The following is a 20,068-nucleotide window of genomic DNA, read 5'->3' as shown; positions in this document are numbered from 1 at the left end:
AAGGAGAACACCAGTGATTTCAAAAACCCATCGCCTGCTTTCGCTCTCCACCGCCGTTTTCCTGGCGACGACCGCAATTGCCGCCGCCGAGCCGAGCGCAGAGCTCATCGAAGCCGCCAAGAAGGAAGGCATGCTGACCACGGTCGCCCTGCCCCACGACTGGTGCGGCTATGGCGACGTCATCGCCTCCTTCAAGGCCAAGTATCCGGAAATCCAGGTCAACGAACTGAACCCGGACGCCGGCTCCGCTGACGAAGTCGAGGCCGTCAAGGCCAACAAGGACAACAAGGGCCCGCAGGCTCCCGACGTCGTCGACGTCGGTCTCGCCTTCGGCCCGCAGATGAAGGCCGAAGGCCTGCTGCAGCCTTACAAGGTCTCCACCTGGGACGAGATCCCGGACAGCGTCAAGGACGCCGAAGGCTACTGGTACGGCGACTACTACGGCGTCATGTCCTTCCTCGTGAACAAGGACCTCGTCCAGAATTCGCCGAAGGACTGGGTTGACCTGCTGAAGCCGGAATATTCCGGTCAGGTCGCGCTCGCCGGCGATCCGCGCGCTTCGAACCAGGCGATCCTCGGCGTTCTCGCCGCCGGCCTCGCCAAGGGTGCAAAGGCGGGCAAGGAAGCCGGTGAAGCCGGTCTCGGCTATTTCGCCGAGCTGAACAAGGCCGGCACCTTCGTTCCGGTCATCGGCAAGTCCGGCACGCTCGCCCAGGGCTCGACCCCGATCGTCGTCGCCTGGGACTACAACGCACTCGGCTGGGCGAAGACCCTCAACGGCAACCCGCCGACCGAAGTCGTCGTTCCGGCCAGCGGCGTCCTCGCCGGCGTTTACGTCCAGGGCATCTCGGCCTACGCACCGCACCCGAACGCAGCCAAGCTCTGGATGGAGCACCTCTATTCCGACGAAGGTCAGCTCGGTTGGCTCAAGGGCTTCTGCCACCCGGCCCGCTTCAACGCCATGGTCAAGGCCGGCAAGGTTCCGCAGGCGCTGATCGACGCCCTGCCGCCGGCAGCGGCTTACGAAAAGGCCTACTTCCCGACGCTCGAAGAAGTCGACGCCAACAAGGCTGCCGTCACCGGCGGCTGGGATGCCGTCGTCGGCGCGAACGTCCAGTAAGCCTTTCCACAGAGATGTCGCCCCGACCGGTTTTCCGGTCGGGGCACTTACGTTATTCGTAAGGAATTCAAATTCTTAGAACACCAATAACGCCCGCGTCGACAACGCGGCTTCAGGGGCGCGAACGGAATGTCATCTGCTAAACCCGACGCCAGCCCGCCGGCGCGTCGCCTACCGCTTCACTGGCTGGGCATCGTGCCCTTTGCCGCCTTCGTGACGCTGTTCCTGATATTGCCGACGATGAAGATCGTGGTCGGCGCCTTTCAGACGGCAGATGGTAGCTTCACGCTTGAGAACATCCGGGGCCTGTTCACGCCCTCGATCCTCGCGGCCTACTGGATCTCCATCAAGATCAGCATCGCCTCGGCGCTTCTCGGCTGCCTGATCGGCTTTGCCATGGCCTCGGCCATCGTCTTCGGCGGCTTGCCGAAGGGCATCCGCGGCCCGCTTCTGACCTTTTCCGGCGTCGCCTCCAACTTTGCCGGCGTGCCGCTCGCCTTCGCCTTTCTCGCGACCCTCGGTCCGGTTGGCATCCTCACCGTCTTCCTGCGCTCGAACTTCGGCTTCGACCTGCGGATGCTCGGCTTCAACCTCCTCTCCTTCTGGGGGCTGACGATCACCTATCTCTTCTTCCAGATCCCGCTGATGATCCTGATCATCACGCCGGCGCTGGACGGGCTGAAGCGCGAATGGCGCGAGGCCGCCGAAATCCTCGGCGCCACCGGCCTGCAATACTGGCGCATGGTCGCCTTCCCGATCCTGCTGCCGTCGCTGCTCGGCACACTGGCGCTTCTCTTCGCCAATGCCTTCGGCGCGGTCGCGACCGCCATCGCGCTCACCGGCTCGTCGCTGTCGATCGTGCCGATCCTGCTTTTTGCCCAGATCCGCGGCGACGTGCTCGGCAATCCGCATCTCGGCTACGCGCTCGCCTTCGGCATGATCGTCGTCACCGGCATCGCCAACGCGATCTACATCTGGCTCCGCGCCCGCAGCGAAAGGTGGCTGAAATGAAGAAGATCTGGGCCTGGGGAGCCCTCGTTTTCGGCCTCCTCTATTTCACCCTGCCACTCGTCGGCATGACCAACTTCTCGCTGAAGATGCGGCGCGGCGAATATTCCTTCGACGCCTACGGCAAGGTTTTCACCGATCCACGCTTCCAGGAAACCTTCACCTATTCTGTGATGCAGGCGCTGTTCACCATCATCTTCGGCGTGCTGCTCGTCGTACCGACCGCCTATTGGGTCCGGCTCAAGCTGCCGCGGCTGCGCCCGGTTATCGAGTTCATCACGCTGTTGCCGCTGGTCATTCCGGCCATCGTCATCGTCTTCGGCTATATCCGGCTCTACAACACCTCGAGCTGGCTGCCGCTGACCGGCACGGTCACCGGCACCAACATCCTCTTGATGTTCGGCTATGCCACGCTCGCTTTGCCCTACATGTATCGTGCCGTGGATACGGGACTTCGGACCATCGACGTCGCGACGCTCACCGAAGCCGCCCAGAGCCTCGGCGCCGGATGGGCCACCATCCTGGCAAAGATCATCCTGCCGAACGTGCTCGTCGCGGTGCTTTCGGGCGCCTTCCTGACCTTTGCCATCGTCATCGGCGAGTTCACCATGGCGGCGCTGCTCAACCGGCCGGCCTTTGGCCCCTACATGCAGCTTCTCGGCGCCAACCGCGCCTATGAGCCGGCAGCACTCGCCGTCATCGCATTCGGCATCACCTGGGGCTGCCTCGGCCTCATCCAGCTCGTTTCGCGCTTCCAGAAAAGCGCGCCCCCCAAGGCCTGAGGACCGCACTCATGAGTTTCCTGTCACTCACCAGCATCAAGAAGTCCTTCGGCCCGGTTCAGGTCGTGCATGATTTCAACATGAACATCGAGAAGGGCGAGTTCGTCTCCTTCCTCGGGCCCTCGGGCTGCGGCAAGACGACCGTGCTTCGCATGATCGCCGGTTTCGAGACGCCGACCAGCGGCAAGATCGTCATCAACGGCCGCGACCAGAATTCGCTGAAGCCCAACCAGCGCAACATCGGCATGGTGTTCCAGGCCTATGCGCTGTTTCCCAACATGAACGTGCAGGACAACGTCGCCTTCGGCCTCAAGGTCGCGGGCGTCGACAAGTCGGAGATCGAGGCACGGGTGAAGCAGATGCTCGGGCTGATCAAGCTCGAGCACCTGGCGGACCGCTTCCCCTACCAGCTCTCCGGCGGCCAGCAGCAGCGCGTGGCGCTGGCCCGCGCCATTGCGGTCAAGCCGCAGGTGCTGCTGCTCGACGAGCCGCTTTCGGCGCTCGACGCCAAGATCCGCGTATCGCTGCGCGAGGAAATCCGGCAGATCCAGCAGCAGCTCGGCATCACCACCGTCTTCGTCACCCATGACCAGGAAGAGGCCCTGTCGATTTCCGACCGCATCGTCGTCATGAATGCCGGCCGCGCCGACCAGATCGGCACCCCCTTCGAGATCTACAACACGCCGTCGACGCGCTTCGTCGCGTCCTTCGTCGGCACGCTGAACATCATCGAGGGCAAGGTCGCCGATCCGGCTTCCGGATCCGTGACGATCGGCAACCAGCAGGTGGCGCTCAAGGACCCGATTGCCGGCATGAAGGGCGGCGACAGCATCTCGCTGGCGCTGCGTCCCGAAGCGGGCTCGATCGCCGAAGGCGCGAAGGGCGATACCGCACTTGCCGGCGAGGTCGTCTCGACCAGCTTCCTCGGCTCGGTCATCCGCACGCGCCTGCGCGTCGGCGGCGACGTCATCTCCTTCGACATGTTCAACAATCCGGGCGTCACCCCGCCGGTCTCCGGCGACAATGTCACGCTGCGCTTCGCCGCCAAGGATCTGCTCGTCATTCGCGAGTGAGTGAGCCGGACGTCATCGGAACGATATTTTCCGGTGACGCCCGTCCCGGGAAAAATCTGTCGTGATTTCCGGCATTTTCGTCGCGCCCTGCGTTTGACCGCGCACGGCCTGGCTATATAGTCGCGTTGTTCTCAGGGCGGGGCGAAATTCCCCACCGGCGGTAGCGGCCGAAAGGCCGGAGCCCGCGAGCGCCTTTGGGTTTTACCCTGGGGGTCAGCAGATCCGGTCGAATTCCGGAGCCGACGGTCACAGTCCGGATGGAAGAGAGCAAGCAGGAACGTGGACCCCGCGACGGGACCCCGCGCGCATGCATGTTCGCCCGACGGGATCATTGGAAACGCCAAACCCTGAAAGGCTTGAGACCATGACCATTCTGTCCCAACCCGCCGCCAAGATCGCGATCGTCCGTGCCCGCTGGCATGCCGATATCGTCGACCGCTGCGTCGATGCCTTCGTTGCGCAATGGACGAAGCTCGGCGGCTCGGCCGCCGATGTCGAGATCTTCGACGTGCCGGGCGCGCTCGAAATCCCGCTGCATGCGCAGACGCTTGCCAGGACCGGCCGCTATGCCGCGATCCTCGGCACCGCCTTCGTCGTCGACGGCGGCATCTACCGCCATGACTTCGTCGCCGGCACCGTGCTGGACGGCATGATGCGCGTACAGCTCGACACCGATGTACCGGTACTTTCCGCCGTGCTGACGCCGCACAATTTCCAGGAAAGCGAACCGCTGATCGCCTTCTTCCGCGAGCACTTCGTCGTCAAAGGCACGGAAGCGGCCAACGCCTGCGCCCAGATCCTCGACGCCCGCGCCAAGCTGGCGCTGGTCAACGCCTGAGCGACCGCCACGCCTGTGAGGTACCGGCGCTCGGCTCGCCCCTCATCCGGCCTGCCGGCCACCTTCTCCCCGCCGGCGGGGAGAAGGTGACGCGCCGCACCCTTGTCACCCAAACTCATCCTCTTATCGAGAACGGCCGGCCACCTTGAGGTCAATCAGAGCCATCCGGTCCAGCGATTGGTTCGTCTCCTCTCCCCGCCTGCGGGGAGAGGGTTAGGGTGAGGGGCTAAGCTCGCCGCTTACTCAAACTGCGGAGCAGTTCAACCCTGCTTGAATCAACTTCTGAACCTCCTGAATCAAACAGGCAGCCCTAGTCGATAAGCCTCTGTTTCGGCTCCCAAATACCCGACCTATCGCGCCGCGTCGCCTTCACGCAGGCTGCGCTCCAGCGCCGCCATGCGGTGCCTGTGCCCCGCCACCTCGTAGCCGACGATGGTGACGACAGGCGCCAGCGTCAGGATGATCAGGCACGCCGCCATGTCGAGCCCGGCCATCGCCGCGGCTACGGAGGCGACCAGCACCAGCGCCGTGCCCGCGAGCAGCCAGAGATGCAGCCGGTCCGCCTGCTGCAGCAGATAGGCGTACATCGCGTAGAGAAGGCCGATGTAGAACGCGACGGGCACAGCGACCGTCAGCACCGTTGCGACCGAGCCGATATGCGCCTTGTGTTCGATATAGTAGGCCGCCACATGCAGCCCGGCGCCGGTTGCGACGATCGATGCGAAGATCGGCATGTGGCCATAGCCCCAGACGAAGGAGCGCTTGAGGCGGTGGTGGTGCAGGATCTCGGCGCTCGGCAGCAGGAAATAGATCCACCACATGCCGAAGGTGAGCCCCGTTCCCGCGAGGCAGACGAGCGCGACATCGAGGTTCCAGCCCTCGCCCTCGACCACCGCGGAGATCGAGGCAACCGTGCCGACCACCCCTTCCCCGAGCGCGATGATCGCGAGCAGCCCATAGCGCTCGGCGATGTGATGCGCATGCCAGGGCGTTCCGCCATACCGCATCTCGGCGATATAGGGACCGAGCATCTCGATCGCCGTCAGCACGACAACCATGGCAAAGGTCACCGCCAGCGAGAAATCAAAGAAGATCAGCACGATCCAGCCGAGTTGGGCGGCGCTGATCGCCTTCACATAGACCATGCACGCCTCGCGCCGCGCCGGGTCCTGCCGGCTGGCGCGCAGCCACTGGAAGACCATCGCCACGCGCATGACGACATAGCCGAGCACCATGACGCCGTTGTTGAGGTGCTCGCCCTTGTCAATCGACTCGAACATCGGCGGCAGGCCGATCGCCAGGATCAGGACGCCGACCATCTGCACCATGGTGACGCTGCGGAAGATCCAGTCATCCGTGTCGTAGGCCGAGGCGAACCAGCTGAAATTGATCCAGGCCCAGCAGATGGCGAATGTAGCGAAGCCGAAGCCGATCAGCCCGGCGATGAAGTGGCCCTCGGCGAAGAGATGCGCGAGCTGCGAGGCGGCAAGGCTGAAGGCGATGACGAAAGTCAGGTCGAACAGAAGTTCGAGCGTCGTCGCCGTCCTGTGATGTTCGTGCGTGTCACGGCCCCTCATGCGCGAGACATGGTGGTGCGCGCTTTGCTGCGGCCCGGTCGAGGTTGTTTCAGTCATGCGGCGGCGCCCTTCTTTTGACGATCCGCAAGAATGTTCAAGTATTTGCCAAAGCTTCGTCAAGACGACGGACAATCCCCGAACATGAAAACGCCCGGCATTGCTGCCGGGCGTCTCGTCACGATGCCTGAGGGAGGATCAACGGGCGTCGCGAGATCAGTTATGCCTTGACATACGTGAGCGGGATGCGGGCGGAAAACCGCACACACTTTTCCTCATCCCGCTCTAGCAGCATCGAGACGGTCGATCGCCTCGACATTGCCGGCCGAAGGGCCGTTGGGGTCGAATTCGGACGCGAGCCAGGTATCGACGATCGACTTCGCCAGTTCCGGGCCGATGACGCGGGCGCCCATGGTGATGATCTGGGCGTTGTTCGACTTCGCCGCACGCTCGGCCGAATAGGTGTCATGCGTCAGCGCTGCGCGAATACCCGGCACCTTGTTGGCGGAGATGCAGACGCCGATGCCGGTGCCGCAGAACAGGATGCCGCGATCGTGCTTGCCCTCGACGACCTGCTGCGCCAGCTTCTGCGCGAGATCCGCATAGTAACCGGCCTGGCTGAGGTCCACGACCTCCACGTCGTCCCTGCCCACAAGATGGGCGGCGATCACATCCAGCAGGGGCTTGCCGGCACTGTCCGCCCCGATTGCAATCTTCATGATTGTTCCTTTCCATTCTTGAGGAACTGCCGCTGCCGAAGGCTCAGATCGCCTTCGAGACACGCTGCAGAATGTCGAGATAGCCAGTGACGTCCCAGGCGGAGCGGCCGATGAAGAGGCCGTCGATGTGCGCCTCACTGATCAGTTCTTCGCAATTGCCGGGATTGACGCTGCCGCCATAGAGAACCGGCACGCGCCTGCCGAGCGCCGCTTCCGCCACATCCGCGATGCGCTTGTGGCGCTCGTCGGCATAGTCCGATGTCGCCGGAATGCCGTTGACGCCAATCGCCCAGACGGGCTCGTAGGCCAGCAGGATCGTCGCCGCCTTCGCCTCGCCTTCGAGCAGCGCCAGGGCGCCCTCGACCTGGCGCTTCAGCACCTGATCCGCCTCGCCCGCCTCGCGCTCGGCAAGCGTCTCACCGATGCAGATCAAGGGTACCAGGCCATGGCGCACGGCGGCCGCCGTTTTCAGGCCGACGGTGCGATCCGTCTCGCCGAAATGTTCGCGCCGCTCGCTGTGGCCGAGCTCGACCACATCGAGGTCGCAGTCTTTCAGCATCAGCGGCGATACCTCGCCGGTCCAGGCGCCGGCATCGTCCCAATGCATGTTCTGCGCGCCGACCTTGACGCTGGTTGCGGCAAGCCGCCCCTTGACCTCACGCACCGCCGTGAAGGGTGGAATGACGAAGCGCTGGATGCGTTCGTCACGCGCCGCGTCCGCAGCCTTGAGACCGTCGGCGAAAGCCATCGCCTCGGCCAGCGTCTTGTTCATCTTCCAACTGGTGCCGACCCAGAGCCCAGACTTGCTCATGCCTTCTCCTTGCGATTGTCGACCCTGACCAGCCGGATGCCGGCTTCGTCGAGCGGCGCGGCGTGTTCGGCCGCAACTTCAGCGCCGGTCAGCACCGCGTCGAAGGCATCGAGCCCGGTCAGGAAATGGAGCGCCGAGCGCCCGAATTTGTCGTGGTCCACCAAAAGGTATTTGCGCTTGGCCGCCTTCACCATCAGGCGCTTGGCCTGCACCACTTCCTGGTCCTGGTGGAAGGCCACGGTCCCTTCGATCGCCGAGCTCGAGAGAAAGGCGATGTCGACACGCAGCGATCGCAGCGCCTCGTCGGTGACGATGCCGAAGAAGCCGTTGAACTTCTTGCTGTACTGGCCGCCGAGCGCGATGACATTGATGCCCGGCGCGCCCGAGAGACTGGTGATCACGCCGAGATTGTTGGTAATGACGGTCAGCGGGCGGATGTCGCGAATGCACTCGGCGATCGCGCCGGTCGTCGAACTGTCGTCGATCAGGATGCTCTGTCCCGGCTCAATCAGCCCGGCCGCATATTCGGCGATCCGCCGCTTCTCGACGGTGGCGATCTTTTCGCGATAGCGGAAGTCGCTTTCGAATTGCGGGCTCGACTGTATCGAGGCGCCGCCATGAACCTTGCGCAGGAGGCCCGCCTGTTCGAGGTCGTCGAGATCGCGGTGCACCGTCATCTTGCTGACGCCGAAGCGCAGCGACAGGTCTTCGACGGACGCCGTACCGGCCTCCATCAGCACATCCATGATCGCCTGTCGCCTGTCTTCCGGCTTCATCGTCTCGGCCCCGATTTCACGCAGCCTCGGCCACGTTCAGCGTGAGAAGATAACACCTATTTGTGATATTTCAATTTCCATTGCGTGATTTTGTGATCTTTTAATGTGATTTTTCTATGCGATTGAAGCCCGTGTCGATGTAGGGCTCCCAGAATTCGACCGACTCCCGGATCATCGCGACGACGTTGTGGTCGGTCGGCTCGCGCTCGCGGAAGGAAAGCTCCAGGCAGATCTCGTTGTCGGTGCCACCGCCGGCCCTGACCGCGCCGATCAGCTTCTCGGGCGTGATGCGGCCGTCCCTGTTGTAGGCGGCGGTAAACGGCCAATGGCCGCCCTTGTTCATCGACGACTGCTTGATGTGGATGATCGGCGAACGCTTGGGGAACGCCCCGGCCCAGGCATAGGGGTCGATATCGTCAGGATTGTCGGAAGTGACGTCACCGTGGTCGATATCGACCATCATCTTCATCGGGATCGGAAGCCCGGCTTCGGCGAGCCGCCGGTCGAGCGCCCGGCATTCCTCGATCGTGTGGCCGAACTCGCGGCCGACCGACATCGGTTCCCAGAAGACATAGGAGAGACCCGCCGCCTCGCCGTGCTCGGCGACCTCGCGCCAGCAGTCGACGGCGATCCGCATCATCTCCTCGCGCCGCGCCGGATCGTCGTAGTCCCTCAGGGTGAAGATTGCGAATTGCGTACCCATGCCGGAAGCGCCGAGCTCGGCGGAGATATCGGCAAAGGTCTTGAACCAGTCGACATAGTAGCGCCTGACATCCGGGTCCGGATGGCCGAAATGGTTGAGCCTGCCATAGGGCCCGGTCATGCCCGAGGTGATCTTCACGCCGGTGCGATCGAGCGCTTTGCGAAACTGCCGGACGGTCTTGGCGATCGTCGCCGCCGGCCAGCCGGGATTGACGAATTCATGGGTGAGCTGCACGTAGCCGATGCGGATCTTCTCGGCGATCGTGTCGATCAGATCGTCGGGCTCTGCGAAGCGGTTGACCAGCGGATTGGTGTTGAGCGACAGCGTGAAGGCCACGATCGGCTCCTCTTACCAGGTAAATTTTGGAAGGATGAAGTCGGGAGCGGCGCCGTGCTCGGCAAAGAGCTTGCGCCGCTCTTCGTCCGAGGCGTGCGCCAGAATCCCCGTCGTCACCAGCACGGAATGGAGCCCTGCGCCCGCCGCACCGGCAATGTCATGCTCGATGCTGTCGCCAATGGCGCAGACCCGCGTTGGATCGGGATGGCCAAGGAAATCGAGCGCTGCCGCATAGATGTCGGCAAAGGGCTTGCCGATCCAGCGCACGCTGCCGCCAAGCTCCTCGTAGAGCTCGGCGATACGGCCGGCGCCGAAGGCCGTGCCCGTCTTCGTCAGCATCACCTTGTCGGGATTGGTGCAGAGACAGGGAACGCCGCGCTTCGCCGCCGGTGCCAGCAGCGCCTCGTAATGGGAAAGCGGATAGACGTCGCCCTCGCTCGCGGCCAGAAGCACGAAGTCGGCGTCCGCCCCGCTCGCCGTGCGTTCGAGGTCGAGCCCCGCCAGCGGCGAGAGGTCACCGTCGCGGCTGATGAGCAAACACTTGCGCCGCCCGCCGCCAGCACCCTCGCCTTCCCGCTTGAGGATCTGCCAGGCGACCTCACCGGAGGTCAGGAACCAGTCCCAGCTCCCGGCGACGAAGCCGAGATCGACGAGGCGGCGGTCGTTTTCTGCCGAGCGTTTGCCCGAGTTGGAGAGAATGATGATGCGTTTTCCGGCGTCCTTCAGCCGCACCAATGTTTCGGCCGCACCCGGATAGGGACCGCGGCCATCGCGCAGCACGCCGAACTGGTCGATCAGGAAGGCGTCGTAGCGCTCGGCAATGGCGCTTAGCCTGTCGATGGCTTGGGCTTCCGTCACAGCACACCTGCCTTTCTGGCACCGGCCAGCGCCAGCCGCGCCGTCCCGGCGGCGGCCTCCTCGGAGAGAACCGGCAGGAAAGGCACGCCGAGCTTGCGCGCCCGGATCGCCGTCCAGGCCGCATTCTTCGCACCGCCGCCGACGCTGCGCAGCGACCGGAGCGCCGGCCCGCCAAGTGAGGTCAACCGCCGATAGGCAAGGCTTTCGACCCCGGCGATGCCTTCGAAGATCGCCTTGAGAAAGGTCGCGTCATCGGCCGGCCGCGGGCTCATCCGCGGCCGAAAATCCGGATCCGCGACCGGGAAGCGCTCGCCCGGTTTCACCAGCGGATAATAGTCGAGCCCGGTGTCGACGGACGGATCGATCTCGGCCGAAAGCGCTGCGATCCGCTCCGGCGAGAAATGTTCGGCCAGCACCACGCCGCCGGTATTGGATGCCCCGCCGGCCAACCACATCTCGCCGATGCGGTGACTGTAAAGCCCATATTCCGGCGCAAACAGCGGGCGATCCGAGAGCATCTTCACCGTCAGTGTCGTGCCGAGCGCACTGACGCCGTCACCCGGCTGATCGGCGCCCGTTGCCAGGAACGAGGCGCATCCATCCGTGGTGCCGGCAACGACCACGAGATCGGCCGATAGGCCGAAAGCTTCGGCAGCCATGGGACCGATCGCCGCGACCGGCGCTCCGGCTGGCATCACATCGGGCAGCAGATCGACACGTGCGCCCGTGCTCTCGATCCACTTCGGCCACGACCGCGATACCGGATCGTAGCCGGTCTTCAGCGCGTTGTTCTCGTCGGAGACGTCATAAAGCCCGGTGAAATGTCCGGCGAGCCAATCGGCCTGATGGATCACCCGGAAAGTGCCGGGCACGGACTGAAAGGCGAGAAGCTTGGCAAGGCCGGATGTGGCGCCGTGGGCGGCACTTTCACGTGGCGCATGGGCAGAAACCGCATCGTGAAGAGCACGATCGGCAACCGGGTCGTTGTACATCATCGGCGTCGCCAGCGGCGCGCCACTCTGGTCGACCGGCAGCATCGTGCCCGAGGTGCCGTCGATCGCGAGAGCACGAACCGTTTGCCTGTCGATGCCGCCGAGCGTTTCTTCGAGTGCCGCCTGCACCGCCTTCCACCAGCCGAAGGGGTCGCGATGGTCGTCGGAATAGGACGAGAGCTTCGCCGCACCGGATGCGACGACGACGCCATTCGAAGCCATCGCGACGGCACGCGCACCCGAGGTGCCGATATCGATGCCGACGACGAGCTTGCGATCGTCGCCGCTCATTGCAGCACCTGCCCGGCGCGATTGAGCTGCTGGCGATACTTTTCCGCGTCCCAGCCGAGAAGCTCCGCGTTTTCCGCTTCCGTCAGGTAGCGCAGCCGCGCGTCTGCGGGAATGCGTGCCGTCACATCGGCAAGGCACCGCGCCATGGCGAGGGCTCCGGCGGAAATCTCCTTCTGCACCAGCACGCCCTTGCCGGGGAAAAGCAGGAGTGGCGGCAGGCTCTCGCCGGCCGCACGCCGCTTGGCCTCGATCGAAAGGGCAGTCTCGCCGGGAGCGGCCACCACGCCGCCCTTGCCGAGGAAGATCACATGGTCGGGATAAAGGCTGCCGCCGGCGGCAAGCCTGCAACTGTCGAGATCGGCCGCGACCGCATGCAGAGAAGCATCTTCCGGCAGCCGATAGTCGCTATCGACGGCAAGCCGCGAAAGCGCCGCGAGATCGGCGGTCGGCGCCTGTCGCCTCGGCCTGGTCAGACGGCGCGTGATGTCGCTCAAAAGGCTCGCCGCATCCGCCACGGTTTCGGCCGCGACGACGAGACCATGGTTGCCGAGGACCAGCACGGAAGTATTGTCCTGCAGGCGTTCGGCGATTGCCTTGGCAAGCGGCAGTCCCGGCCGGGCGTAGGGCACGAAGACATGCGGGAAACCGGCAAGCCGCTCGGCGGCAATCGCCGCCCCGTTCGTCTGCACCGCCGTCGCGATCGTTTCGACGCAATGCACGTGCACCACCACCTTCTGTGGCATCAGCGCATGGACCGTCGTTTCGATCGAGGGACGCAACCCCGAGGGGTTGCGCCCGGCAATGACGAAATCCTGGGCCTTCTCGGTCGCCGGGTCGTTGCGCTCCAGCGCATCGAGCAACGGATCAAGCGCCACCGGCACCATGACGTCGCGCTGGCGGGCATGCGTCAGCCATAGGCCCGAGGCCTTGATCCAGAGCGTGCCGCCCTCCTTGATCGAAGTGTTGCCACCCGCCCCCTGCACCAGCAGCGGGTCCGATCCGACGCGGGCCGACAGATCGAGAAGCGCTTCGAATTCCAGACTTCGCATCCCGGTTCTCCTTCAGGCCGCCGCCTGCTGACGCTCAAGCCAATGGGTGAAGGCCTGTCGCTCGGCCGGCGTCATGTGCAGGCCGTGTTTGGTCCGGCGGTCGAGAATGTCGTCCGCCGTCCGCGCCCATTCGTTTTCGATGAGGAAACGCGCCTCGCGCTCGCGAAGGTGCGGGCCGAAGGCAGGCCCGAGATCCTCGAGCGCGGACGCGCCGGCAAGCAACGCGTGCGTCCGCGTGCCGTAGAGCCGCGCATAGTGCTTGGCGAGGTCGGCCGGCAGCCAGCGGTAGCGTGCCTTGAGATCGCCCAAAAATTGCTCGAAATCGGCATCCGCCATGTCGCCGCCGGGCAGATGCGACTTCGCCGTCCAGGCCGGCCCCATCTTCGGGAAGAAGGGCTTCAGCCGCTCCAGCGCATGTTCGGAAAGCTTGCGGAAAGTCGTGATCTTGCCGCCGAAAACCGAGAGCAGCGGCGCCTGACCGTTGGCCGCATCGACCTCGAAAATATAGTCGCGGGTGACGGCCGAAGGATTTTCGGCATTGTCGTCATAAAGCGGCCGGACGCCGGAGAAGCTGTAGACGATATCGTCCGATGTGAGCTGCTGCTTGAAGTAGCGGTTCACTGACTTCAACAGATAGGCGATCTCGTTGTCGTCGGCGGCCACGTCCTCGGGCCGCCCTTCATAGGGGATATCGGTCGTGCCGATCAGCGCCAGATCGTTCTGATAGGGATTGATGAAGATCACCCGCTTGTCCGGGTTCTGCACGAGATAGGCCTGCCGCCCCTCCCAGAATTTCGGCACGACGATGTGGCTGCCCTTGACGAGGCGCACGCTGCGGCTCGAATTCAGCCCGCCGATGCGGCCGATGACGTCGTTGACCCAGGGGCCGGCGGTGTTGACGACGCAGCGCGCCTTCACCTCGGTCTTCACGCCCGTGCGCGTATCGGTCATTTCGATATGCCAGAGCCCGTCGCGCCGGCGGATGGCGCTGCAGGCGGTGCGCGTCAGCACCCGGGCGCCGCGGGCGCGGGCGTCGAGCGCGTTCAGGACGACGAGGCGCGCGTCATCCACCCAGCAGTCGGAATATTCGAACGCCTTGCGGTATTCGCGCTTGATCGGTGCGCCCTCGGGCGCGGTCGCAAGGTTGAGGCTGCGGGTTCCCGGCAGGCGCTTGCGGCCGCCGAGGTGGTCGTAGAGGAAGAGGCCGAGCCTTACCAACCAGGCCGGCCTGTCCGCCGGATTGTGCGGCAGCACGAAGCGCATCGGCCAGATGATGTGCGGCGCGGATTCCAGGAGCACTTCGCGCTCGATCAGCGCCTCGCGCACCAGGCGGAACTCGTAATATTCGAGATAGCGCAGGCCCCCATGCACGAGCTTGCCCGAGCGCGAGCTCGTCCCTTGCGCCAGATCGTCCTTCTCGCACAGGAGAACCGAGAGCCCCCGCCCGGCAGCATCACGCGCAATGCCCGCGCCATTGACGCCGCCGCCGACGACGAACAGATCATATACTCCGGTCTCGGGATTCACGTCGTCACTCCTTCGAATTCACGTCGCACCTCAGGCAGCCTTCGTCTTGTCCTGCAGGCCATAGGTGGAGAAGCCCTCGATCACGCCGGCGATTTCCGCTTCCGGCAGGACCACCGGGCCGCCGATCAAGAGCGTGTGGTAATATTGCTTGGCGATCGTCTCGAGCTCGACTGCCGCCCACATCGCCTTCTCCAGGCTGGCGCCGGTCGCGATCATGCCGTGATTTGCCATCAGGCACGCCGTACGGCCCTCAAGCGCCCGCAGCACGCTTTCGGACAGCGCCTTGGTGCCGTAGCGCTCGTAGTCGGCAACGCGTACGTCGTTGCCGCCGAAGGCAGCGATCATGTAGTGGCAGGCCGGGATCGGCTTGCGGGCAATCGCCAGAATGGTCGAATACATCGCATGGGTGTGGACGACGGCGCCAACCTCCGACCGAGCACGCAGGATATCGAGGTGGAACGGCCACTCGACCGAGGGTTTCTTCGGCCCTTGCCAAACGCCGTATTCGCCATCGATCGGCATGGCGGCGATCATGTCCGCCGTCATCTCGCCATAGGGAATGCCCGAGGGCGTCACCAGCATCGTGTCGCCGTGGCGCACACTGATATTGCCCGACGTGCCCTGGTTGAGGCCGATGGCGTTCATATGACGGCAATGGTCGACGATCGACTGGCGCAGTTCGTGTTCTTTCATGGCGAGTCCTCTTGGATTAGAGCGGGATGCGGGCGGAAAACCGCACACATTTCCTCATCCCGCTCTAGCAGGGATGAACCGGCGGCAAGCCGGCGATGTAGCGGCGGACTTCCTCGGCGGCCATTTCGGCGGCGAAGGTGACGGTGCGCACCGAGGCGCCGGCGATATGCGGTGTCAGCGTCACATTCGGAAGCTTGAGCAGCGGCCAATCCTCCGGCACCGGCTCCACCGCGAAGGTCTCCAGCATCGCCGCCGAGAGATGGCCGCTCACCAGGTTTTCGTAGAGCGCGTCATAGTCGCAGAGCGGTCCGCGCGCCGTGTTCACGAAGATCGCGCCCGGCTTCATCTTCGCAAAGGTATCGGCATTCATCATGTTCCGGGTCTCCTCGGTCACGCGCGGATGCAGCGTCACGAGGTCGGAACGCGAGAGAAGATCGTCGAGCGCCACCTGCTCGACGCCGGCGTTGAGATCGTCGGCGGAAAGCTGCACATAGGGATCGTGCACCAGCACCTTGGTGCCGAAGGCGCGCAGCAAGCGCACCACCTTGGTGCCGATATTGCCGTAACCGATGACGCCGACTGTCATTTCCGAGAGCTCGCGGCCGGTGCGGTCGGCCCGGTAGAGATCGCCGCGCCATTCGCCCCTGCGCAGAGCCTCGTGGCCCGTGCGGATCAGCCGGGTCTCGGCGAGGATGGCGCCGAGCGTGAATTCGGCAACCGCGCTTGCATTGCGGCCGGGCGTGTTGACGACGCGCACACCCGCATCGCGCGCCGCTCCCATGTCGATGTTGACGGGGCCGCCGCGCGAGACGGCGACGAGCTTCAGACCGGGCAGCGCCTGGAGCATTCCCCGGGACAGAGGCGCAAGCTGCGTCACCAGGATTTCGGCGTCACCGATGAATTCGACGATATCCTCGGGCTTGCCGAGATATTCCTTCAGCCCGTCCATGCCTTCGACGGCATAACCGTGCTCCATCGGCACGTCCGGCCAGGGCAGTTCGAGCGTGCGGATGTCATGGCCGTTGCCGGTCGCCTCGACGATCTTGTCGCGGAAGACGTCCGGCAGCATGAACCGGTCGCCGATAATGGCTATCTTCTTCATTTCGGTCTTTCCTGTTGATTTCCGGCGTCAGCACCTTGGGAGAGTGCGTGCCACACGGGTCTGAGCGCTGTTCGCGACTGCTGGTAGGCGGGGAAGAGTTCGTCAAAACGGCGGGCAAGCGCCGGATCGGCGGCTTCCGCCGGTCGCTGATAGGGGGTGACCCAATCTCCGAGGCAATCGGCCATCGTGGGATAGATGCCGAGCGAGACGGCGGCGATCATCGCAGCACCCGCTGCCCCCGCCTCTTCCCGCTCGCTCGTCTGGACACTGGCGCCGAGCGCCGCTCCGAGGATGCGGCGGAGCGAGGCGCTACGCGCGGCACCACCCGTCAGCCGGATGCGCGCCGGAAGCAGCCCCATCTCGGCGTAACAATCGCGCGCCGCCATGGCGAGCCCGTCGAAAACCGCCTTCACCATGTCGCCGAAACCGTGGGTTATCGAGAGCCCGACGAAGGACGCTCTCGCCGTCGCGTCGACGAACGGCCCGCGTTCGCCGGCGTCCGAGATATAGGGCTGGAAGATCAGCGGCGTGCCCTTGGCATCGGCCAGCCAGCCATCGACATGAGCCAGCAGTTCGCTCTTCGATTTTTCGACCCCCATGCCCTTCAGCAGCCCGGATGCGACCGACAGGATCCAGTCGATATTGAGCGTCGCCGCCATGTTCGACTGCATCTGCGCATAGGTGCCTGCTATCGGCATGCACATGGTGTAGCCGGTCAGATCCCGATTCAGCCGCACGTCGTCGGCGCCATTGGCGAGCCGCATGTGCATGCCCGTCGAGCCGATGATCGAGCAGCCGGTATCAGTACCGGGATCATAGAGCCCGGCGCCAAGCGCGGTGCAGACGACATCGACGTAGCCAAGCACAACAGGCGTGCCCTCCGTGAGGCCCGTGATCCTTGCCGCTTCCGCCGAGAGCAGGTGATGGGTCGAAGCACCATCGACGATCTCGGGCAGCACATGCTTCAGCTTTTCGAGGCCGAGGAAGACGATGACATCGTCGTTGTAGGTGCGGGTGCGGAAGTCGCCGAAGCTGAAATTGGCCTCGGACGGATCGGTCGCCCGTTTGCCGGTCAGCTTGAAATAGAGCCAGTCCTTGCAATGGAACGTCGTGGCGACGTCGTTCAACATCTCGGGCGCATGGTCGCTCATCCAGCGAAGCTGCGGCCCCTGCTGGCAGGCGGCAAGGCCCGCGCCGGTGCTTTGAAAGCGGGCGATATCGCCACTGTCGGCGCGAAGCCGCTCCACCGTCTCGCCGGCGCGCGCATCAAGCCACAGCCAGCCCTTGCCGACAGGCGCTCCCGCCTTGTCGATCATCCAGGTGCCATCTCCCTGACCGGTGACCGCGATGGCGGCAACGCGGCCGGGGAGGTTTTCGATCTTGTCCGAGAGCTGCTTCAGCGTCGTTGCCGCGTCCGCCCAGGTGCGCTCGAGATCCTGCACGCTGCCGGCGCGGCCGACGGCCTCATAGACGTTCGGCAGCGCCGCCATGGCGAGCTGACGGCCGCGAAGGTCGAAGGCCACCGACTTGATGACCGAGGTGCCCGCATCGATGCCGATGAGGATGTCTCGCATCAGGCAAGCTCCTGTCCATGGCTGATCGCCCGGCCGCTCTCGCCATCGAAGACATGCAGGCTCGACGGATCGAGATGGATGCCGATCGGCGCGCCGACATCGAGTTCGGTGCGGTCGTGCTCGACCAGCACCATGGTACCGCCGGCGAAATCCGCGGCGATATGGGTTTGATCACCGAGCCACTGGTTGACGGCGACACGGCCCGTCACGCCGTCGGCGCTGCGGCGGACCGAATAGGGCCGGATGCCGAGCACCACCTTCTGCCGCTTGACCAGCGCATCGCGCACCGCATGCGAGAAGTCGGAGGCCGGGTATTCGAGCCGCACGCCGTCCTTGAGGCCGAAGGCGACCTTGCTCTCCGAGCCGGAAACGCTGGCCTCGAACACATTCATCGGCGGCTCGCCGACGAAGGTGCCGGTGAAGAGATTGGCCGGACGCTCCTTGATCTTCTGCGGTGTGTCGAACTGCTGCAGCACGCCGCCTTCCATGACGGCGATGCGATCCGCGAGCGCATTGGCCTCGGTCTGGTCGTGGGTGACGAGGATCGCCGTCAGACCGCGCTCCTTGATGTAATGCTTGATCCGGCCGCGCAGCAGCGCCCGAAGCTGCGGCTCCAGTTGCCCCATCGGCTCGTCGAGCAGATGCAGGTTGGCATCGCGGATCAGTGCCCGGCCGAGCGAGGCGCGCTGCTGTTGGCCGCCGGAGATCGAGCTCGGATAGCGCCCGAGAATGTCCTCGATTTCGAGCAGCTTGGCGATGCTCGCCACCTTCTCGTCGACGACGCCCTGCGAAAGTTTCGACGCCTTCAGCGCGAAGGCGATGTTCTCGCGCACCGTCAGCGGCGGATAGAGCGAATAGCCCTCGAAGGCCATGGCGACGTTGCGGCGCACCGGCGGCAGGGTCTGGACCTCTTTGGCGGCAAGCGAGATCGTGCCGCGCGACACCGCCTCGAAGCCGGCGATCATCCGCAAGGTCGAGGTCTTGCCACAGCCGGACGAGCCGAGCAGCGCGATGATCTCGCCCTTCCTGACATCCATGTTCAGCTTCTTTACGGCGTGCACGCCGTAGTCGACGGGGCCGTAGAACTTGTCGACGTCCTTGATCAAAAGAGCGGTGTCGGTCATGCCGCTTCTCCATTGCGCTTGGCTGCCAGGTCGGCGCGCGGCAGCAGAACGCCGCTCGCCTTGTCGAAAAGAAAGGCCTGGGTGCCATTGACGGCAATATGGGCCGGGCCGGCGGTGGGACCAGGCGTACCGGCCGGGCGCGACACCAGGATTTCGCGACCGCGGACGGTCAGCGCCAAGGTCACGGTCTTTTCGTTGAGAGGCGTTTCCGCCTCCACCGTGACAGGGATGGCGCCGGGTGCCGCGGCGTCGACGAAGCTGATCGTTTCCGGACGCAAGCCGAGAACGCACTGCCTGCCGACGACATCGCCACCATAATCGGCCAGCCGTACCCGGACATTGGAAAGCTCGACGAAGACGCCCTCGCCGCTGCGCTGCGGCGTAACATCGAGCAGGTTGATGGTAGGGTCGCCGAAGAGCCGCGCAATCTCGATATCGGCGGGCGAGTTGTAGATCTCCTGCGGCGTGCCGACCTGGCGGATGCGGCCGGCGGCCATGACCGCGATCCGGTCGCCGAGCGCCATGGCCTCCTTGTAATCCTGGGTGACGTATACGACCGTTGCCCCTTCGGCGGCCAAGAGCCGCGGCAGCTCCAGCCGCATCTCGAAGCGGAGCTTGGCATCGACGTTGCGCAAGGGATCATCCAGCAGAAGCAGCGGCGGCGAGCCGACCAGAGCGCGGGCAAGCGCCGTGCGCTGCTTCTGGCCGTTGGAAAGCGCCTTCGGGTGATGGCTCAGCACATGGTCGATCTTGAGGAGCTTGGCGACCTTCTGCACGCCGGCCGCGATCTTCTCCTTCGGGGATTTCGTTGCCGTCAGCGGGCTGGCGATATTGTCGAAGGCGCTCATGTGCGGGAAGAGCGCGAAGTTCTGGAAGGCCATGCCGACGCCGCGATGTTCCGCATCGACGTCGGTCATGTCTTCGCCGCCGATCAGCACCCGGCCCTCGTCCGGCTCGATGACCCCGGCCACCAATCTCAGCAGCACGGTCTTGCCGGCGCCGGAGGGGCCGAAGAGCACCAGCCGCTCGCCATCGGCGACGTCGAGCGTCAGGTCGTCGAGAACCGTCTGGCTCTTGTAGCGCTTGACGATATTCTTCAGTTGCAGCGTGGTCATGAT

The 20,068-nt window shown here is 64.6% G+C and carries 19 protein-coding genes and 1 riboswitch; of the genes, 5 read left to right on the top strand and 14 right to left on the bottom strand.

Going from position 1 to position 20,068, the window contains the following annotated elements:
* Nucleotides 1–13: 13 nt before the first annotated feature.
* The 5 genes from ACQ5BM_RS00575 to ACQ5BM_RS00555 all read left to right on the top strand — a co-directional run bounded on the left by ACQ5BM_RS00575 (nt 14) and on the right by ACQ5BM_RS00555 (nt 4,821).
* Nucleotides 14–1,120, top strand: coding sequence for an ABC transporter substrate-binding protein (locus ACQ5BM_RS00575; protein WP_429806507.1), 1,107 nt, complete (start codon nt 14–16; stop codon nt 1,118–1,120).
* Between the two features lie 129 nt (nt 1,121–1,249).
* Nucleotides 1,250–2,131 carry an ABC transporter permease gene (locus ACQ5BM_RS00570; RefSeq protein ID WP_429806505.1) on the top strand — a complete coding sequence of 294 codons (882 nt, stop codon included), beginning with the start codon at nt 1,250–1,252 and terminating at the stop codon, nt 2,129–2,131.
* A complete protein-coding gene (locus ACQ5BM_RS00565) occupies nt 2,128–2,910 on the top strand; it encodes an ABC transporter permease (RefSeq protein WP_429806503.1) in 783 nt (260 codons plus the stop codon). The genes ACQ5BM_RS00570 and ACQ5BM_RS00565 overlap by 4 nt, the downstream gene beginning before the upstream one ends.
* An 11-nt stretch (nt 2,911–2,921) precedes the next feature.
* Nucleotides 2,922–3,983 (top strand): ABC transporter ATP-binding protein, encoded by a 1,062-nt coding sequence (locus ACQ5BM_RS00560; protein WP_429806502.1) that lies wholly within the window; start codon nt 2,922–2,924, stop codon nt 3,981–3,983.
* A 123-nt stretch (nt 3,984–4,106) separates the two neighbouring features.
* Nucleotides 4,107–4,256, top strand: a riboswitch (FMN riboswitch).
* 91 nt (nt 4,257–4,347) lie between these two features.
* Nucleotides 4,348–4,821 carry a 6,7-dimethyl-8-ribityllumazine synthase gene (locus tag ACQ5BM_RS00555; RefSeq protein WP_429806500.1) on the top strand — a complete coding sequence of 158 codons (474 nt, stop codon included), beginning with the start codon at nt 4,348–4,350 and terminating at the stop codon, nt 4,819–4,821.
* A gap of 350 nt (nt 4,822–5,171) precedes the next feature.
* Here the strand turns inward: ACQ5BM_RS00555 and ACQ5BM_RS00550 are convergent, their stop codons facing one another.
* The 14 genes from ACQ5BM_RS00550 to ACQ5BM_RS00485 form a co-directional block, all read right to left on the bottom strand.
* Complete coding sequence (locus tag ACQ5BM_RS00550) at nt 5,172–6,455, bottom strand: low temperature requirement protein A (RefSeq protein ID WP_429806498.1); 1,284 nt, start codon at nt 6,453–6,455, stop codon at nt 5,172–5,174.
* Nucleotides 6,456–6,670: 215 nt separating this feature from the next.
* Nucleotides 6,671–7,114, bottom strand: coding sequence for an RpiB/LacA/LacB family sugar-phosphate isomerase (locus ACQ5BM_RS00545; protein ID WP_429806497.1), 444 nt, complete (start codon nt 7,112–7,114; stop codon nt 6,671–6,673).
* Nucleotides 7,115–7,157: 43 nt separating this feature from the next.
* Nucleotides 7,158–7,925: a triose-phosphate isomerase gene (locus tag ACQ5BM_RS00540; RefSeq protein ID WP_429806495.1), complete on the bottom strand. Its 768-nt coding sequence runs from the start codon at nt 7,923–7,925 to the stop codon at nt 7,158–7,160.
* On the bottom strand, nt 7,922–8,701 hold the full coding sequence (locus ACQ5BM_RS00535; RefSeq protein ID WP_429806493.1) for a DeoR/GlpR family DNA-binding transcription regulator: 780 nt from the start codon (nt 8,699–8,701) through the stop codon (nt 7,922–7,924). The genes ACQ5BM_RS00540 and ACQ5BM_RS00535 overlap by 4 nt, the downstream gene beginning before the upstream one ends.
* A 100-nt stretch (nt 8,702–8,801) precedes the next feature.
* A complete protein-coding gene (locus tag ACQ5BM_RS00530) occupies nt 8,802–9,740 on the bottom strand; it encodes a sugar phosphate isomerase/epimerase family protein (RefSeq protein ID WP_429806491.1) in 939 nt (312 codons plus the stop codon).
* Between the two features lie 12 nt (nt 9,741–9,752).
* Nucleotides 9,753–10,598, bottom strand: a complete 846-nt coding sequence (locus ACQ5BM_RS00525; protein WP_429806490.1) for a TIGR01459 family HAD-type hydrolase — start codon at nt 10,596–10,598, stop codon at nt 9,753–9,755.
* Complete coding sequence (locus ACQ5BM_RS00520) at nt 10,595–11,881, bottom strand: FGGY-family carbohydrate kinase (RefSeq protein WP_429806488.1); 1,287 nt, start codon at nt 11,879–11,881, stop codon at nt 10,595–10,597. Before ACQ5BM_RS00520 ends, ACQ5BM_RS00525 begins: the two co-directional genes overlap by 4 nt.
* Nucleotides 11,878–12,930: a class II aldolase/adducin family protein gene (locus ACQ5BM_RS00515; protein WP_429806486.1), complete on the bottom strand. Its 1,053-nt coding sequence runs from the start codon at nt 12,928–12,930 to the stop codon at nt 11,878–11,880. Before ACQ5BM_RS00515 ends, ACQ5BM_RS00520 begins: the two co-directional genes overlap by 4 nt.
* 12 nt (nt 12,931–12,942) lie before the next feature.
* Nucleotides 12,943–14,457 carry a glycerol-3-phosphate dehydrogenase gene (locus ACQ5BM_RS00510; protein WP_429806484.1) on the bottom strand — a complete coding sequence of 505 codons (1,515 nt, stop codon included), beginning with the start codon at nt 14,455–14,457 and terminating at the stop codon, nt 12,943–12,945.
* Nucleotides 14,458–14,487: 30 nt separating this feature from the next.
* Complete coding sequence (locus tag ACQ5BM_RS00505) at nt 14,488–15,150, bottom strand: class II aldolase/adducin family protein (protein WP_429806482.1); 663 nt, start codon at nt 15,148–15,150, stop codon at nt 14,488–14,490.
* A 64-nt stretch (nt 15,151–15,214) separates the two neighbouring features.
* A complete protein-coding gene (locus ACQ5BM_RS00500) occupies nt 15,215–16,252 on the bottom strand; it encodes a 2-hydroxyacid dehydrogenase (RefSeq protein WP_429806480.1) in 1,038 nt (345 codons plus the stop codon).
* Entirely contained in the window at nt 16,249–17,826 is a 1,578-nt protein-coding gene (locus ACQ5BM_RS00495) for an FGGY-family carbohydrate kinase (RefSeq protein ID WP_429806478.1), read from the bottom strand. The genes ACQ5BM_RS00500 and ACQ5BM_RS00495 overlap by 4 nt, the downstream gene beginning before the upstream one ends.
* Nucleotides 17,826–18,950, bottom strand: a complete 1,125-nt coding sequence (locus ACQ5BM_RS00490) for an ABC transporter ATP-binding protein (RefSeq protein WP_429806476.1) — start codon at nt 18,948–18,950, stop codon at nt 17,826–17,828. The genes ACQ5BM_RS00495 and ACQ5BM_RS00490 overlap by 1 nt, the downstream gene beginning before the upstream one ends.
* Nucleotides 18,947–20,065: an ABC transporter ATP-binding protein gene (locus ACQ5BM_RS00485; RefSeq protein WP_429806474.1), complete on the bottom strand. Its 1,119-nt coding sequence runs from the start codon at nt 20,063–20,065 to the stop codon at nt 18,947–18,949. The genes ACQ5BM_RS00490 and ACQ5BM_RS00485 overlap by 4 nt, the downstream gene beginning before the upstream one ends.
* Between the last annotated feature and the right edge of the window lie 3 nt (nt 20,066–20,068).

The sequence above is a fragment of the Ensifer sp. B1-9 genome (assembly GCF_050474445.1).
GTDB lineage: Bacteria > Pseudomonadota > Alphaproteobacteria > Rhizobiales > Rhizobiaceae > Ensifer.
The sequence above is the reverse complement of the archived record's forward strand: the minus strand, read 5'-3'. Positions and strand labels throughout refer to the sequence as shown.

Bases quoted from the DNA above. Each gene is read 5' to 3' on its own strand.
- ACQ5BM_RS00570 (WP_429806505.1), top strand. From the start codon at position 1,250: ATGTCATCTGCTAAACCCGACGCCAGCCCGCCGGCGCGTCGCCTACCG.
- ACQ5BM_RS00565 (WP_429806503.1), top strand. From the start codon at position 2,128: ATGAAGAAGATCTGGGCCTGGGGAGCCCTCGTTTTCGGCCTCCTCTAT.
- ACQ5BM_RS00560 (WP_429806502.1), top strand. From the start codon at position 2,922: ATGAGTTTCCTGTCACTCACCAGCATCAAGAAGTCCTTCGGCCCGGTT.
- ACQ5BM_RS00555 (WP_429806500.1), top strand. From the start codon at position 4,348: ATGACCATTCTGTCCCAACCCGCCGCCAAGATCGCGATCGTCCGTGCC.
- ACQ5BM_RS00550 (WP_429806498.1), bottom strand. From the start codon at position 6,455: ATGACTGAAACAACCTCGACCGGGCCGCAGCAAAGCGCGCACCACCAT.
- ACQ5BM_RS00545 (WP_429806497.1), bottom strand. From the start codon at position 7,114: ATGAAGATTGCAATCGGGGCGGACAGTGCCGGCAAGCCCCTGCTGGAT.
- ACQ5BM_RS00540 (WP_429806495.1), bottom strand. From the start codon at position 7,925: ATGAGCAAGTCTGGGCTCTGGGTCGGCACCAGTTGGAAGATGAACAAG.
- ACQ5BM_RS00535 (WP_429806493.1), bottom strand. From the start codon at position 8,701: ATGAAGCCGGAAGACAGGCGACAGGCGATCATGGATGTGCTGATGGAG.
- ACQ5BM_RS00520 (WP_429806488.1), bottom strand. From the start codon at position 11,881: ATGAGCGGCGACGATCGCAAGCTCGTCGTCGGCATCGATATCGGCACC.
- ACQ5BM_RS00515 (WP_429806486.1), bottom strand. From the start codon at position 12,930: ATGCGAAGTCTGGAATTCGAAGCGCTTCTCGATCTGTCGGCCCGCGTC.
- ACQ5BM_RS00505 (WP_429806482.1), bottom strand. From the start codon at position 15,150: ATGAAAGAACACGAACTGCGCCAGTCGATCGTCGACCATTGCCGTCAT.
- ACQ5BM_RS00500 (WP_429806480.1), bottom strand. From the start codon at position 16,252: ATGAAGAAGATAGCCATTATCGGCGACCGGTTCATGCTGCCGGACGTC.
- ACQ5BM_RS00495 (WP_429806478.1), bottom strand. From the start codon at position 17,826: ATGCGAGACATCCTCATCGGCATCGATGCGGGCACCTCGGTCATCAAG.
- ACQ5BM_RS00490 (WP_429806476.1), bottom strand. From the start codon at position 18,950: ATGACCGACACCGCTCTTTTGATCAAGGACGTCGACAAGTTCTACGGC.
- ACQ5BM_RS00485 (WP_429806474.1), bottom strand. From the start codon at position 20,065: ATGACCACGCTGCAACTGAAGAATATCGTCAAGCGCTACAAGAGCCAG.